Source organism: Leclercia sp. G3L (assembly GCF_021117075.1).
Lineage (GTDB): Bacteria > Pseudomonadota > Gammaproteobacteria > Enterobacterales > Enterobacteriaceae > Enterobacter > Enterobacter adecarboxylatus_C.
Window position 1 is genome coordinate 2918451 of record NZ_CP088265.1, and the last position, 15173, is coordinate 2933623.

The following is a 15173-nucleotide window of genomic DNA, read 5'->3' on the forward strand; positions in this document are numbered from 1 at the left end:
TGCCGGGCGTTTTTGTGCGCTATAATCGCTTACAGGCAGTAACATTGCCGTCCCCGCCCATGCGGATGGCGCAGGTGGCTTTCAGGGAGTGTGTGTGCAGCCCGACGATATTGTAAGAAAAGAGGTTTTTTCGGCACGTCATCGTTTTCATCCGGGCCGGGTTGTAAATATTTGCTTTATTGCTGTCCTCATCGTCTCCACGTTACTGACCTGGCGCGAGGCTGTGGTGCTGGAAGACGCCTACGCCGCGACTCAGCACACCCATCTTGAGAACGTGGTCAACTCGCTGGATCGCCAGCTGGAGTTCAGCGTCGAAAAGCTGCTCTTCTTTCGTAACGGCATGCAGGATGCCCTTGAAACTCCGCTGGCCGCGCCTGTGCTGCACGACACGGTCTCCCGTTTCAATGACCTGCGAAACAAACCTTTCTGGCAGTTGGCCTTCGACGAGCGGCGTACTTTACCGCTGAACGGCATTTCCGATGCGTTTGTACAGCAGACCACCAGCCTGATACGCGACGACGAACGGCTCGAAAAGGAGATGAGCGCTGCCTTTGAAATGGGCTATTTGCTGCGGATTAATGCCCCGGCGGCGCACGCGAAGCGCATCGTTTATGTCTCGCGTGCGGGGTTTTATGTCTCGACCGATCCAATCGATACCGTACGCGACATTCCCACCCGCTATTATCAGCTGGTGACCAGCCCGTGGTTTACCCAACAATCAGAGCGCGATAATCGGTCCCGCAGCGTGCGTTGGCTTACGCTGATAAATGAAAAAATCGTTAACGTCAGCGTGCCGGTCGACTATCAACGTGACTGGTACGGCGTGCTGGCGATTGATTTTACCTTCCAGGGGCTTAAGAAACTGCTCCAGGATGCGGTAGGGGATAACGGCGAAGGGGAGTTCCAGCTCTACGACAACAGTTTTACTCTGCTCGCCACCTCGGAGAGCGTCGCCAGTCATGTGAACCATTTTGACGAGCGTGAGCGGGCGCAAATTGCCAGCACGCTTGAGAACGATACCGTAGGAGAGATCCGGCTGGGGAGCCGTTACGTTAACTGGCAGCATCTGGACCACTTCGACGGTGTTCTGCTGCGCATTCACACCTTACGGGAAGGGGCGCGCGGCGATTTTGGCAGCATTACGATTGCCCTGACGCTGCTGTGGCTGCTGTTCACCGCGATGCTGATTGGCTCATGGTTTGTGATCCGCCGGATGGTCAGCAACATGTACCGGCTGCAACACTCGCTCCAGTGGCAGGCATGGCACGACCCTCTGACGCGGATCAATAACCGCGGCGCGCTGTTTGAGCGGGCGAAAGCGCTGGCGAAAAGATGCGAACAGCAGCATCAGCCCTACTCGGTAATGCAGTTGGATCTTGACCATTTTAAAAGCGTTAACGACAGGTATGGTCATCAGGCGGGCGACAAGGTGCTCACCCATGCGGCCAGGTTAATCACCAGCACGATACGGGAGGCTGACGTCGCCGGGCGCGTGGGGGGCGAAGAGTTTTGCGTCGTCCTGCCGGGGGCCGGGCCTGAAGAGGCGATGCGGATTGCAGAGCGGATCCGCGCGCGCATCAACGACCGCGAAATCCTGGTGAAAAAGAGCCAGACGGCGCGGATCAGCGTGTCGATCGGCGTCAGCAGCGCCCGTGAAAGCGATAATTATGACTTTGAGCAGCTGCAGTCCATCGCTGACGCCCGTCTCTACCAGGCGAAACAGCGAGGACGCAACCAGGTTGTTGGTCAGGACGAGAAGAAGTGATCCAGCCCTTCACGCCAGCCCGCAGGGCCGGGCTGTTGGGTATGGTAAACCCGCTCAGGGTCGTCGTTTTTCAGCTGTACGCCCTGGCGGTTAATCCCTTTGACCACCACCGCCAGGTCCACGCTGTCCAGCAGAGGGGCATCGTTTGGCCCGTCACCCAGGCCTAAGGTTGTAGGAAGCATGCCGTCGCGCTGCAGGTACTGCTCGTTGAGCCAGCTGATGGCCTGATCTTTACCGCCCCGGGCATCGAGGATGTGCCAGAAGCGCGCGCCCTGAACAAACTTCAGCCCCAGTTCTAGCAGCGCCGCCTCAAAGGCCGCCATTTTTTCGTCGCTGTCGCGCCAGATCAGCGTTACCGAGGCTTCGTGCAGCCGCGCCAGCATCGCGCGTTCGCGGCTGAGCCCGGTCCACTCGCTAATCACCCGATCGTCGACATCATCGAAGGTAGTGAACCTGTAGCCTGCATCGTCGCGCAGCTGATTGATTACCTGGACGATGTCGGTATGGGGAACGCCGTTGATCAGCCGGGGGGCGTCGGGATGGTCGTTCCAGCGTACATCCAGCTGGATCACCGCGCCGTTTTCGGCAATAAAGGGCAGGCCATCCAGCCCGAGATCGCTCTGGATCTCCAGCATTTCAGCCGCCGTTTTGCTGCTGCAGAGAACGATCGGGATTTGATGGTCCTGCAACCTCTCCAGCCAGCCGGCCGCAGGCTGCCAGTCGTAGGTATGAATATCCAGTAGCGTGCCATCCAGATCGCTATAGATGAGCAGCGGGTCCTCAAGTGAAGGCATAGCATCTCCCGTAACAGATGAAGGTTGCAGATAAGATTTATCTTAAAAAAACAGAGCGGAAAAGTTTCTCTTATGGAACCGATCCCGTTCAGGCCGCGTCCCAGGCTTGTTGGCAACCATAACTAAAACTTTAATTTCGTGTAGTAACTATAAATGTGAAAAATATATCCTTGTCTTACAAAAATTTTGCAGATAATGTCATCACGACATCAGATTTCCTGGTGTAACGAATTTACAAGTGCTTCTTGCATAAGCAAGTTTGATCCCGGTCACCCCATGACCGGGATTTTTTTCGCCTCAGCGATTAACTTCCGTCACGCTAAAATCATGGATATCGAGCTCGAACGCCTCAGCCAGCTCGCGCCAGGTGTGATAATCCCGGTCATTCACTCTCACGCGGGTAGGGTCATCCTCGATCCGTTTTACCTCACTCTCGCTGATTTCATTGATCGCGGCGAGCAGGGCATCAACGTCAACGTTCACTTCGCGTTTTGCCGTTTCGCTGTACTCTTTTGCGGTCTTCATCACTTACTCCTCATTTCACGGGGTGAAGTTATTAGTATAGACCGCCGATAAAAGCGCCAATCACGCGGCAACACGCTGCCAGTTTTCACGTTTTGTTCTACACTGGCTCAAAACCAGAGGAGGATTCTATGAAGGTTAACGATCGGGTGACAGTCAAAACGGACGGCGGGCCGCGCCGCCCGGGTGTTGTCCTGGCAGTTGAGCAGTTTAATGAAGGCACGATGTATCTGGTCTCACTGGAAGATTATCCGCTTGGGATCTGGTTCTTTAACGAGCTTGGCCACCCTGACGGTATTTTCGTCGAAAGCCAGGAGTAAGGCCCGTGTCGGGTAGCGCGGGCTGGCCCGACCCGTTTACAGCAGGGAAAAATCTCTGGCATAGCCAGAGATCGGGGAATAATTGAAAAGGGGAGGGGGTTAACGCAGGTTAACGTAGATTCCGTTGGTCACATTGTCTGTCAGACGGACGACATGATAGATCACTTGCTTATTATGCGTTTTTATCTTCCTTTTAATATTTCCTTTATGTGACGAAACGGTCTTGGCTTTGATATTCATCTGATCGGATATCTGAATGGTTCCCTGTCCTGCCATCCACATTCGCAGCATACTGGATTCAGTCCGGCTTAATGATAAAGTCGGAAAATTAAATTCCGCTACATTCTTTATCTCTTTGCTTAAATAATCCCCCACCAGGTCATCCAGTGACTCGGGCTTAATGGATTTCGAACTAATCAGAAGATTCTGACGTACCCGTAAATATTCGTCGAAATGAAGATTGGCAATTGCCATAAATACAATAAACAGCGTGCCGGGATGTTGATTAATGATGTGCTTTATTTGCTGACTGTTGGCAGGATCGTGAATGAAACAGTCCTCATTAATAAACACCACACCTGGCGCCAGGGCCTCACACGCGGCGGCAAGTTCGTCAACGTTATGTACGTCGTTGATGTCTTTTTTCTTTACCCCTCTGCTGGCCAGATACCCGGTTAACCCTAGCCGGGTGTAACTGCATAAATCCATAATGATCGTTGACATGGCATACCCTCACTCAATGCATAACGATAATTTACCATCGGCCTGAGAGCTCTATAACAGCCATACGGGATGGAATAAATAATTACCTGTGAGCATTACAAGGACTTTCAGGCGAACTCACTATCCCGTAAAGTTACGTATAATTTGCCAGGAAACATCTTAAAGTAAAGTAAATGTTTAATATTGTGAGGTGGGTAAAAACATTCAGGCCGCACCAGATATATCCTGGCAGATGTTTCTCAATTCTTATTTTAGGAATATCCTCAAAGAGACAATATAAAACACAGGGGTTATTACTTTGTCGACAGTTCGCTCAGGATATTGCTCAGCAGATTAAATACCTCACTGAATAAGCGTTCGCAGAAAGGTGCAATAAGGGGCATTAACAGGGAAATAAGCAAAAGACCGACGGTCAGGGTGATCGGGAAACCAATAACAAACACCGAGAGCTGGGGAGCCATACGGTTCAGTAAACCCAGCGCGAGGTTGACGGTCAGTAGCAGGGTGATAACAGGTAGCGCCAGCATCAGGCCATTGAGGAAGATCATTCCGGCCGCGCGGGTCAGGGCCATAAAGGCGTTGCTGTTCACCGGCTCGCCGCCAATCGGCAGGCTATGGAATGTGTCCACCAGTATTGAAATCAGCCACAGATGACCATCAAAGGCCAGAAATAGCAGCATTGCCAGCAGGTCGATAATACGTGCGATGATCGGCATGTTGAGCCTGCTGCCCGGGTCGAAGAAGGTGGCGAACGACAGGCCCATCTGCAAACCGATCAGCTCTCCGGCAGTACGCACGGCGGCAAAGGCAAACTGCATGGTAAAGCCGATGGCCACGCCAATCAGGATCTGCTGCAGCCCAACCCACAGCGCAGGGGCCGAAAAAATCGGCACGTTCACCGGCGGCAGGCTCGGGGCAACGATGATGGTAATAAGAATGCCAAGGCCGATTTTTACCCGCTTGGGGATCGCCCGTTCACTGAAGATCGGCGCGGTGGAGATCAGGGCCAGAATGCGCAGCAGGGGCCAGAAGTAGAGGCCGAGCCACTCAAGCCATTGATCGCTGGTGATTTGCAGCATAGCTAGCCGATGATGTACGGCAGGTTGGTAAACAGATTACGCATGTAATCCAGCATCAGGTTCAGCATCCACGGCCCGGCAACAATGATCGCCACGAACACGGCGATGATTTTCGGGATAAATGACAGGGTCATTTCGTTAATCTGCGTGGCGGCCTGCAGGATACTGATAATCAGACCGGTGACCAGGGCCACCAGCAGCAGGGGAGCGGCAACGGAGATCGCGACCTTCATCGCTTCCGTGCCCATCATCATGACCGATTCTGGCGTCATTGCGCGCTCCTTAACTGTAGAAACTTTGCGCCAGCGAGCCGACCAGCAGCTGCCAGCCGTCCACCAGCACAAACAGCATCAGCTTGAAGGGCAGGGCAATGGTTGCCGGAGGCACCATCATCATCCCCAGCGCCATCAGCACGCTGGCGATCACCAGGTCGATAATCAAAAACGGAATGAAGATCGTAAAACCAATCTGGAAGGCGGTTTTCAGCTCGCTGGTGACGTAGGCGGGCAGCAGAATGCGCATCGGCACCGCTTCCGGACCCTGAATCGGCCCGGCGTTGGCCAGACGGGCAAACAGGGCCAGGTCTGATTCGCGGGTCTGACGCAGCATAAATTCTCGCAGCGGCTGCGCCCCTTTCTCCAGCGCCACCTGCATTGAGATCTTGTCTTCGCTGAACGGCTGATACGCATCGACATAAATCTTGTCGATCACCGGCGACATAATGAAGAAGGTCAAAAACAGGGACAGACCGAGCAGAACCTGGTTCGGCGGTGCCGAAGGGGTGCCCAGGGCATTACGCAGCAGACCAAAGACGATGATGATGCGGGTGAAGCTGGTCATCATCAGCAGGATTGCCGGGATAAAGGTGAGCGAGGTGATAAACACCAGCGTCTGAACCGGCAGGGTCCAGCTCTGGCCGCCCCCGGCCATCGGCGTGGAGATCAGGCCTGGCAACTGGGCGTACACGGCGGGAGCAAACAGGCCAAGGCCTGCAAGCGCAAGGGATAAAACAGGGCGCATCACGATCTCCCGGAACGCTTAAGCAAACTCTTCATCACGGACTGAAAATCCGGTGGAACCTCTGGGCTGCTCCCTTCAGAGACCGGCGCAGGCGGCAATGTATGCAGGATATTGATTTGCGAGGCGGTCACACCCAGCACGAGCCGGGCGTCTTCCACTTCCACGATCACCACGCGTTCGCGCGGCCCCAGCGAGGTGCTGGCCGTAAGCTTCAGCCCGCGCGCACCGGCGGTTTTACCCGCCAGGCCGACGCGTTTTGCCAGCCAGGCGACGATCAAAATAAAGGCAATGATCCCCAGCAGCGCACCGCTGACCTGCAGCAGCGGCGAACCGGGCACTGCAGAGGGTTGAGAGACGGTGGCCTGGGTCTTCATGTTTAGCGGCTCAGACGACGCATACGTTCGGATGGGGTGATGATGTCGGTGATACGCACGCCGTATTTATCGGCGACAACCACGACTTCACCCTGGGCAATCAGGTAGCCGTTGATCAGAATATCCAGCGGCTCACCGGCCAGACCATCCAGCGCCACCACGGAACCCTGCGTCAGGCGCAGCAGCTCTTTGATGGTCATTCGGGTACGACCCAGCTCCACGGTCAGCTTGACCGGGATATCCATAATCAGATCGATATCCTGCAGCGTGCCGCTGACGTCACCGCCGCCCAGCTGCTGGAACACCGCATCGGCAACGCTTTTGCTGGCCGGTGCTTTTTGTTCGTTTAACGCCTCAGCCCACAGATCGTCCAGTGCTCCGTTGTTGTCATCGGACGGATTGTTCATATCACTCATTTGGGCTGTTCCTCATTCAGAGAATTCAACATCGGGTTAATCAGGTGCTCAACGCGTAACGCGTATTGATTGTTCACGGTGCCATACTGGCTGGTCAGCACGGGCACGCCATCCACATGGGCAATGATGCGATCGGGTTTTTCGATCGGCAGCACATCGCCGGGTTTTAATTTTAAGATCTGCGATAAACGCAGCGGGACGTCGGCAAAGTTCGCTACCAGTTCCAGCTGGGAGTGCTGTACCTGGCGCACCAGGTTCTCGCGCCAGTTCTGATCTTCATGGCGGGAGTTTTCCAGCGGCGGGTTCACCAGCACTTCGCGCAGCGGTTCAATCATGCTGAACGGCAGGCAGATATTGAACTCACCGGTCAGGTTGCCGATCTCCACGTGGAACGGGGTGTTAACCACGATGTCGTTTGGCGAGGTGGTGATGTTGGTGAACTTCACCTGCATCTCGGAACGGACATACTCCACGTCCAGCGGATGAATCGCTTTCCACGCGTCGCTATAGCCTTCAAGGGCCAGCTTCAGCATGCGGTTGATGACGCGCTGTTCGGTATGGGTAAACTCGCGGCCTTCCACTTTGGTCGGGAAACGTCCGTCGCCGCCGAACAGGTTATCCACGGCGATAAACACCAGGCTTGGCGAGAAGACGAACAGACCCGTGCCGCGCAGGGGTTTCAGATGGATCAGGTTGAGGTTCGTCGGTACCGGCAGGTTACGGGCGAACTCATGATACGGCTGAATGCGGATCGCGCCGACGGTGATATCCGGGCTACGACGCAGCAGGTTAAACAGCCCCATACGGAACTGACGGGCAAAACGTTCGTTGATGATCTCCAGCGCCTGCAGACGCTCGCGCACCACGCGACGCTGGGTATTGGGATCGTAGGGGCGAATGTCACTTTCGCCCACTTTACCCGGTTTTGGATCGTCGGTCTTATCGCTGTCGCCGTTAAGCAGCGCATCGATTTCCGCCTGAGAAAGAATACTGTCGCCCATGTCGTTACCGCAGAATGAAAGCTGTATACAGAACGTCAGTGACTTCCTGCTTAGGTTGACCGCTTATCAGAGGCGCGGCCAGCGTTTGCTTAATGTCTACCACCAGTTTTTGTTTACCTTCATCGGTAGACAACTGCGCGGCATCCTGACGCGAGAACAGCAGCAGCAGACGGCTGCGCACTTCCGGCAGATATTCACTCAGACGTGCGCGCGTGGCCTCGTCTTTCAGACGCAGCGTAATGCCCACGTAGAACACGTGCTCGGCATCACCCAGATTAACGGTAAAAGTATCCAGTGCGAAAAAGACCGGGGCCGCCGGCGGTGGTGGCTCCGCTTTGGCTGCGGCTGACGGTGCTTTATTCATGCGCCAGTAGCTGTAACCTGCGGTAGCGCAGGCGGCGAGCGTAATTAACACCAGAAGCGGGATCCAGATGGAACGCTTACTTTTCTTGGTGATGGCGGAGTCAGTCATCTGATTCGTGCTTCCTGTTTCGGGACTGCTAATGGGGTGATTATCCCGTGTCCGCTCGCCGTCAAAGGGTCGAAAAGACGGGGATAATCACGCTACCTCTGGCGTTTAGGTTTAGGCGAAGATATCGACAGCGTTGTTTCCACGTGCCGCGGACTGCAGGGAGGCAGGCACTGCCAGCAGCTCATCGCTCTCTTCATCAAATCCACCCGGCGCCCCGGAGCGGGATGTTTGCTGCTGATGCTGAGAGGAGGCCTGCTGTTGGCCATTAAAGTTTTCACCGCTGATGCTGCTTTGCGTCAGCTCAATGCCGTTTTCCGCCAGCTGGGTACGCAGCACCGGCAGGGCCGCTTCCAGCGCCGCACGAACGTGGCTATGGCCTGACACCATCTGCAGCTGCGCCTGGTTATCATCCAGCTTGAGCGTAATTTGTACCTGACCCAGATCCTCCGGATGCAGACGCAGCTCGGCGCTCTGCTGGCCCTGGCGGGTGAACAGGGTGATGTGCTGGCTGATGGTCTGCTGCCACTCGTTGCTGCCCAACTGGGCGCTGACCACGGGCGCTGCGGCAAAGGTCGGTTGCGCCGAGGTAAGATTGCTGACAATCGGCCCCATAGTGACGGTTGGCCCGGTCGGGGACGGCGCGCTCTCTGCCGCCTGCTTTGTGGTGGACGCGGCAACGGCTGGCGTCAGCTGAGAGTCGGAGGCTAATGCCGCATCTTTATCCTGGGCTACGGCTTTGGCGCTGCGCAGGGCATCGGTATCCAGCGCAGGCTGACGGCCACGATCGCTGGTCAGGGCGGCATCAACGTCCAGGCCCCCGGCGCTCACCGGTTGAGGTGCGGCGGCGGTGGCCGTCTGCTGGTGAGGCAGCATTGCCATCAGGGCGCTTAATCCCGCCAGCTCGTCATCGCTAAGCTCGGTTTTGCTGTCGGCCTCTTTGGCCGCCTGGGTCAGGCTCTTCAGTACGTCGCCTTTAAGCGCGGGCAGCAGGCCGGTGCTCAGACCGGGCTGGGTGACGCCCTCGTCGGTGACGCTGAGCTCCTGATGCGCCAGCAGTTCGGCCAGCTTTCCGGCGTCGGTATCAGCATCGATGGCGTCGGCTTTCAGCGCCACGCTTGCCCGCTTGTCGCCCGCTGTCTGCAGATCGTTCAGCGTCAGCCCGGCCTCTTTGCCCTGGCCTTTGGCATCGCTTAACGCGCCCGCCAGCAGGGCAAGAAAGTCCTGCGCGCCGTCGGCCGCTTTTCCGCCCCGGACCCCGCCCGTAAGGTCGGTGTCGCCCGAAAGCAGTTGTTGAAGGGTGATCATTCCGGTGTCCTCATTGTTGCGCGCTGGGCAAATTCATCCATTTTTTTCTGATCGAGACGGCTTTCCGCCAGGGTTGCTGCGGCAAGCTGGCGATCCTGCAAGGTTTGCCAGGCCTGTAAACGCTGTTTCTTCTCACGCCAGAAGTTCAGGGCCCGGTCAACCTTCTCGGTCCACAGAAACACCTGCTGGCGATGCTGATCTATGGCTTTCTCCAGCGTCTGGATGAACTGTTGATAGTTAATCCAGCGCTGGCTGCCGATACCCTGGGCCATGTCCGTGTTGAGGTTGGTGCGATACTCATGCTGGTAGTCGATCAACATCTTCAGCTGCTCTTCCGCCTGTTGATGCCCGCGGCGCATCGTGCCAAGCTGCTGTGCGGCATTATCAACGTCTTTCTCGGCCAGATCTTTCAGCGTGGCTAATGCGCCGTGTTGTGCCATGACATTTCCCCTCTATTCTGTTACACCTGCGGGAAAATCATCTCCAGAGCCTGGATCGAGCTTTCCCAGTCGGCTTTTTCAAAAATACCCTGTTGCAGATACGCCTCAAGGTGCGGCCACAGGGCTATTGCCTTGTCGAGCATCGGGTCGCTGCCTTTGGCATAGGCGCCGACGCTGACCAGATCGCGGTTGCGCTGGAAGCTGGAGAGCAGCTGCTTAAAGTTACGCACGCGGGCATAGTGCTTCTCGCTAATCAGCGCCGTCATTGCGCGGCTGATCGAGGCTTCGATATCAATCGCCGGGTAGTGGCCTGCTTCGGCCAGACGGCGCGACAGGACGATGTGACCGTCGAGGATCGCCCGCGCCGAGTCGGCAATCGGATCCTGCTGATCGTCGCCTTCGGTCAGAACCGTATAAAACGCGGTAATCGAGCCGCCGCCGCTGATGCCGTTACCGGCGCGTTCAACCAGCGCCGGTAATTTGGCAAATACCGAAGGCGGATAGCCTTTGGTCGCCGGCGGTTCACCGATCGCCAGGGCGATTTCACGCTGCGCCATCGCATAACGGGTCAGGGAGTCCATGATCAGCAGGACATGCTGACCCCGATCGCGGAAATCTTCCGCGATGCGCGTGGCGTAGGCGGCACCCTGCATACGCAGCAGGGGAGAGACATCCGCCGGGGCGGCAATCACCACCGACCGGGCGCGCCCTTCGGCACCGAGGATGTTCTCGATAAAATCTTTGACTTCACGGCCACGCTCGCCAATCAGCCCCACCACGATAACGTCGGCCTGGGTGTAGCGGGCCATCATCCCGAGCAGCACCGATTTGCCGACGCCGGAGCCGGCAAACAGGCCCATACGCTGGCCGCGACCGACGGTCAGCAAGGCGTTGATCGGGCGCACGCCGGTATCCAGCACGTGCTCGATCGGCGTACGTTGCAACGGGTTAAAGGGTTGCGTGATCAGCGCCCCGGTTTCGGCGGTATCGGGGGAGGGCAGACCATCCAGCGGTTTACCGCCGCCGTCCAGCACCCGCCCGAGCAGCGCCGGGCCGAGCGGCAACTGCTTGCCGCTGTGCAGTCCGTCGGCGGATAGGTTTTTGGCGTAAACGCGCGCGCCGGGCAGAACGCCTTCCACCTCTTCCAGCGGCATCAGGAACAGACGCTGGCCGTTAAAGCCAACCACTTCGCTCTCGACTTCGCGGATCTCGTTCCCGTCCTGGCGTTCGATAATGCAGGTGGCCCCCAGCGGCAGTTGCAGGCCGGTCGCCTCCAGCACCAGGCCGGTGGCGCGGGTTAAGCGGCCATAACGGCGAACGGACGGCAGCTGCGCCATCTTCGCTTCAAAATTGTCGAGACTGTTGAGCCAGCGGGTGAGGCGTGCGGTCATCAGATGACTCCCGGTGCTGCCAGGCGGCACAGTTCCTGCCAGCGGGTTGCCACGCTGGCGTCCAGATCCCCTTCATCGGCAGAGACTTTGCAGCCGCCGTGATGCAGGGTCGGATCGCCGCGCAGGCGCCAGCCGTGCAGGCTCAGGGTCGCGCCGAGCATCTCTTCCACTCGCTGCAGATCGTCCGGGTGGACGCGCAGCTGTGGTTTGCCGCTGAACAGCGGCTCCTGCTGCAGCAGACCCTGGATCTGTTTAATCAGCGACGAGTTATCTACCGGCGGGGTATGGCCGATCACCTGACGTGCCGCCTCGAGCGCCATCTGCATCAGGCGCGAGGCGATAACGCTGTCCAGCGCGTCCAGCGTATTCTGGAACTCGCTGACCAGCTGCTGCATCCGGGCATGGATCGGCGCCTGCTGTGAGCGCGCCTGCTCTAACCCTTGCGCCATCCCCTGGGCCAGCCCTTCCTGATAGCCCTGGTCGTGACCTTTCTGCCGGCCTTCGTTTACGCCGGCGGTGTAGCCCTGATCGTGGGCCTGCATCTGGATCTGCGCCAGCTGCTGCGCGCGCAGCTCCTCTTCGCTCAGTTCAGGCTCTGCGTTCTCCTCATCCATCCCGTCGGAGTCGAGGTTGGCAGGGACAAATTCCGCGCGAGGAGGGGAGAGGTCATCCGGCGTCCAGACCTTCCACGGCAGTTCATCAGACATAGGTATCCTCGCCGCTGCCTACCACCATCTCGCCGGTTTCGGCCAGACGACGCACAATAAGGAGGATCGCTTTCTGTTCGTTTTCCACCTGAGACAGACGCACCGGGCCACGGTTGGCAAGGTCGTCGCGCAGGATATCCGCCGCACGCTGGGACATGTTGCGCAGGAACTTCTCGCGCAGCGGCTGTTCGGCACCTTTGAGGGCGATAAGCAGCGATTCGGAGTCCACTTCCTGCAGCAGGCGCTGGATACTGCGGTCGTCCACGTCGACCAGGTTTTCGAACAGGAACATCTCGTCGATAATTTTCTGCGCCAGTTCGCCGTCGAACTCGCGCACCGCGGTAATGACGGCCTCTTCCTGCTGCGTTTTCATCAGGTTGATAATTTCTGCTGCCGTTCTCACGCCGCCCATTTTGCTGCGCTTGAGGTTCTGGCCGTCGAGCAGACCGTTCAGTACTTCGGTCAGTTCCGCCAGCGCCGCCGGCTGGACGCCGCCGAAGGTGGCGATACGCAGCATCACATCGTGACGCAGGCGTTCGTCGAACAGCGCCAGAATATCGGCCGCCTGGCCACGCTTGAGGTGGACCAGGATAGTGGCGATGATCTGCGGATGCTCGTCGCGAATAAGGTCTGCGGCGGTCTGCGGCTCCATAAAGTTGAGCGTTTCGATACCGCTGGCGGTATCGCGGGTCTCGAGAATATCCTCCAGCAGGCTGGCGGCGCGCTCTTCCCCGAGCGCCTTGACCAGCACTGAACGCAGGTATTCGTTGGCGTTGACGTTGAGCGCCGCAAACTGTTCGGCTTCCTGTTCAAACTCCGCCAGCACTTCGGTCAGCTGCTTGTTGGAGATCTGACGCACGTTGGCCATCGCCGAGCTGAGAACCTGCACTTCACGCTGGGAGAGGTGTTTGAACACCTCTGCCGCCCGGTCCTCGCCAATGGTCATCAGCAGGATGACGCTTTTATCCGTTCCGGTAAGGTTACTCATTTTCGTTACTCATCCACTGGCGAATGACCAGCGCCACGACGCGCGGATCGTTATCTGACATTTCGCGAATACGCTGGCTCATTACTTCAGCGCCCATGCGCTGGTTAGCACGGCGTTGCTGCATTTGTTCGTCTTTGCTGAGGCGCACTTCCACCGCTTCCTGCGTCTCTTCGCGCAGCAGGGTTCTCTCTTGCAGCGCTTTGGCCTCTTCTGCGCGGCGTACAAGCTGCGGACGTACCGCTTTACGCCACAGCAGCCAGGCAACAATCACCACCAGCAGCCAGCGACCGGCTTCAATCAGCAGCTCGATAAATGCCTGCTTCTGCCAGAACGGCAGTTCACCGCTGGTATCGTCAACGGCGCTGAACGGCGAGTTCACGACGTTAAGGGTATCGCCCCGTTTCTCTGAATAACCCATGGCTTCACGGGTCAGGTCTTCGATCTGCTTCATCTGCTCGGTGGTCAGCGGCAGGGGCTTACCATCCGGCAGGGTTTTGTAGTTGACGACTACCGCCACGGAGAGACGCTGCACATCACCGGTGTTCATTTTGGTGTGACGGATGGTGCGATCGACTTCGTAGTTAGTGGTTTCGTTGCGGCTGCTGGTCCGCGGGCCAGCGTTGGCCGCCGCTGCGGTTTGCTGCTGCTGCGCGCCCTGCTGTCCGTTCTGCTGGTTCTGCGCCGGGGCATTAATCGGCGCGGTATTGGCCGGGGCTGGCTGGTTAGAGAGCGCACCCGGTACGCCGCCCGCGTTCGGGCCGCCGATTTGTAAGTTTTCATTCACCTGACGCGAACGCATCACGGCCTGAGCGGCATCGCCGTTCGGACGATACTGCTCTTCCGTCTGCTCTTTATCCGCAAAATCGATCTGCGCGGTGACCTGGGCATGAACGTTGCTGGTCCCGACAATCGGGCCGAGGATGGCTTCGATACGGCTCTGAACGCGGTTTTCCACGTCGGTGGCATATTTCAGCTGCGCATCATTCAGATCGCGATCGCTGGTGTTGGATTTGGTTAACAGGCGACCCATCTGATCCACCAGGGTCACGTTACCCGGCGGTAAACCCGCTACGGCGCTGGAGACCAGATGGACCACGGCGCTGATCTGCCCTTCATCCAGCGCACGGCCAGGCTGCAGATTGACGGTAACGGAGGCCGAAGGTGCTTTCTGTTCGCGGACAAACAGGGTCGGTTTTGGCATTGCCAGGTGCACGCGGGCACTTTTCAGCGGGCCGAGGGTTTCGATGGTGCGGGCCAGTTCGCCCTCCAGCGCGCGCTGGTAGTTAACCTGCTCGCTGAACTGGCTGATACCGAATTTTTCCTGATCCAGCAGTTCAAAGCCTACCGCGCCGCCTTTCGGCAGACCTTGCTGGGCAAGACGTAAGCGAAGTTCGTGAACTTTATCGGCAGGGACTTCCAGCGCGCCGCCATTATCCGAGAAACGGTAGGGGACGTTCATCTGGGTTAACTGGGTGACGATAGCGCCGCCATCCTGGTCCGAGAGGTTGCTGAACAGCGTGCGATAGTCAGGCTGTTTGGCCCATAAGACCATCGCGACAACAATAGCGATAGCGGCGGCACCTGCCACGATCAACGGCACTTTAGGGTTCGCGCGCAGGCGGCTCATCCATTCGAGAGATTTAGTTTGAGGGCTGGATGTTGCTGACGCACTCATAGCGCACCTCGTGGCTCATCGTGGATTTCATTATTCGTGTGGAGAAACAAAACAGACTCCCGGGTCGGCAAACACAACAAAAATTCCATAATCATGGCTGTGCCATTATTTGATGAAACGGGAATTTCTATGGGTCAAATAACCTGGTTTTTTAACGCTATTTAGCGCCTTTATCTCATTG

At 57.5% G+C, this 15173-nt stretch carries 18 protein-coding genes; 2 read left to right on the forward strand and 16 right to left on the reverse strand.

Annotated features, from left to right (window positions below; translation table 11 throughout):
- The first annotated feature begins 94 nt into the window (after positions 1-94).
- On the forward strand, positions 95-1765 hold the full coding sequence (dgcQ, locus tag LRS40_RS15270; RefSeq protein ID WP_370649911.1) for a cellulose biosynthesis regulator diguanylate cyclase DgcQ: 1671 nt from the start codon (positions 95-97) through the stop codon (positions 1763-1765).
- Here dgcQ and LRS40_RS15275 read toward each other — a convergent pair.
- Positions 1747-2559, reverse strand: a complete 813-nt coding sequence (locus tag LRS40_RS15275; RefSeq protein ID WP_231311966.1) for a mannosyl-3-phosphoglycerate phosphatase-related protein — start codon at positions 2557-2559, stop codon at positions 1747-1749. The genes dgcQ and LRS40_RS15275 overlap by 19 nt on opposite strands.
- A gap of 297 nt (positions 2560-2856) precedes the next feature.
- Entirely contained in the window at positions 2857-3084 is a 228-nt protein-coding gene (gene yodD, locus LRS40_RS15280; protein WP_039032546.1) for a YodD family peroxide/acid resistance protein, read from the reverse strand.
- A 128-nt stretch (positions 3085-3212) separates the two neighbouring features.
- Here yodD and dsrB point away from each other — a divergent pair, with 128 nt between their 5' ends.
- Positions 3213-3401, forward strand: a complete 189-nt coding sequence (gene dsrB / locus LRS40_RS15285; protein WP_185902371.1) for a protein DsrB — start codon at positions 3213-3215, stop codon at positions 3399-3401.
- A gap of 99 nt (positions 3402-3500) precedes the next feature.
- On the opposite strand, the gene rcsA is transcribed toward dsrB, so the two are convergent.
- The 14 genes from rcsA to fliF all read right to left on the reverse strand — a co-directional run bounded on the left by rcsA (position 3501) and on the right by fliF (position 14992).
- Positions 3501-4124 (reverse strand): transcriptional regulator RcsA, encoded by a 624-nt coding sequence (gene rcsA, locus LRS40_RS15290; RefSeq protein WP_142486316.1) that lies wholly within the window; start codon positions 4122-4124, stop codon positions 3501-3503.
- Between the two features lie 293 nt (positions 4125-4417).
- Entirely contained in the window at positions 4418-5203 is a 786-nt protein-coding gene (gene fliR, locus LRS40_RS15295) for a flagellar biosynthetic protein FliR (protein ID WP_142486315.1), read from the reverse strand.
- A 2-nt stretch (positions 5204-5205) separates the two neighbouring features.
- Positions 5206-5475, reverse strand: a complete 270-nt coding sequence (gene fliQ / locus LRS40_RS15300) for a flagellar biosynthesis protein FliQ (protein ID WP_142486314.1) — start codon at positions 5473-5475, stop codon at positions 5206-5208.
- A gap of 10 nt (positions 5476-5485) precedes the next feature.
- Positions 5486-6223, reverse strand: a complete 738-nt coding sequence (fliP, locus tag LRS40_RS15305) for a flagellar type III secretion system pore protein FliP (RefSeq protein WP_142486313.1) — start codon at positions 6221-6223, stop codon at positions 5486-5488.
- Positions 6223-6597, reverse strand: coding sequence for a flagellar biosynthetic protein FliO (gene fliO / locus LRS40_RS15310; protein ID WP_142486312.1), 375 nt, complete (start codon positions 6595-6597; stop codon positions 6223-6225). Before fliO ends, fliP begins: the two co-directional genes overlap by 1 nt.
- A gap of 2 nt (positions 6598-6599) precedes the next feature.
- Complete coding sequence (fliN, locus tag LRS40_RS15315; RefSeq protein ID WP_032612268.1) at positions 6600-7013, reverse strand: flagellar motor switch protein FliN; 414 nt, start codon at positions 7011-7013, stop codon at positions 6600-6602.
- A complete protein-coding gene (fliM, locus tag LRS40_RS15320; RefSeq protein WP_231311967.1) occupies positions 7010-8014 on the reverse strand; it encodes a flagellar motor switch protein FliM in 1005 nt (334 codons plus the stop codon). Before fliM ends, fliN begins: the two co-directional genes overlap by 4 nt.
- 4 nt (positions 8015-8018) lie before the next feature.
- Positions 8019-8486, reverse strand: coding sequence for a flagellar basal body-associated protein FliL (gene fliL / locus LRS40_RS15325; RefSeq protein WP_156264147.1), 468 nt, complete (start codon positions 8484-8486; stop codon positions 8019-8021).
- 111 nt (positions 8487-8597) lie between these two features.
- The gene (gene fliK, locus LRS40_RS15330; protein ID WP_231311968.1) at positions 8598-9791 is read right to left on the reverse strand and encodes a flagellar hook length control protein FliK; all 1194 of its coding nucleotides are present in this window, start codon (positions 9789-9791) and stop codon (positions 8598-8600) included.
- Positions 9788-10231, reverse strand: a complete 444-nt coding sequence (gene fliJ / locus LRS40_RS15335) for a flagellar export protein FliJ (protein ID WP_231311969.1) — start codon at positions 10229-10231, stop codon at positions 9788-9790. The genes fliK and fliJ overlap by 4 nt, the downstream gene beginning before the upstream one ends.
- A 20-nt stretch (positions 10232-10251) precedes the next feature.
- Positions 10252-11622, reverse strand: a complete 1371-nt coding sequence (gene fliI, locus LRS40_RS15340) for a flagellar protein export ATPase FliI (RefSeq protein WP_142486306.1) — start codon at positions 11620-11622, stop codon at positions 10252-10254.
- On the reverse strand, positions 11622-12329 hold the full coding sequence (gene fliH / locus LRS40_RS15345) for a flagellar assembly protein FliH (protein ID WP_142486305.1): 708 nt from the start codon (positions 12327-12329) through the stop codon (positions 11622-11624). Before fliH ends, fliI begins: the two co-directional genes overlap by 1 nt.
- Positions 12322-13317, reverse strand: coding sequence for a flagellar motor switch protein FliG (fliG, locus tag LRS40_RS15350; RefSeq protein WP_156264144.1), 996 nt, complete (start codon positions 13315-13317; stop codon positions 12322-12324). Before fliG ends, fliH begins: the two co-directional genes overlap by 8 nt.
- Complete coding sequence (gene fliF / locus LRS40_RS15355) at positions 13310-14992, reverse strand: flagellar basal-body MS-ring/collar protein FliF (RefSeq protein ID WP_142486303.1); 1683 nt, start codon at positions 14990-14992, stop codon at positions 13310-13312. Before fliF ends, fliG begins: the two co-directional genes overlap by 8 nt.
- Between the last annotated feature and the right edge of the window lie 181 nt (positions 14993-15173).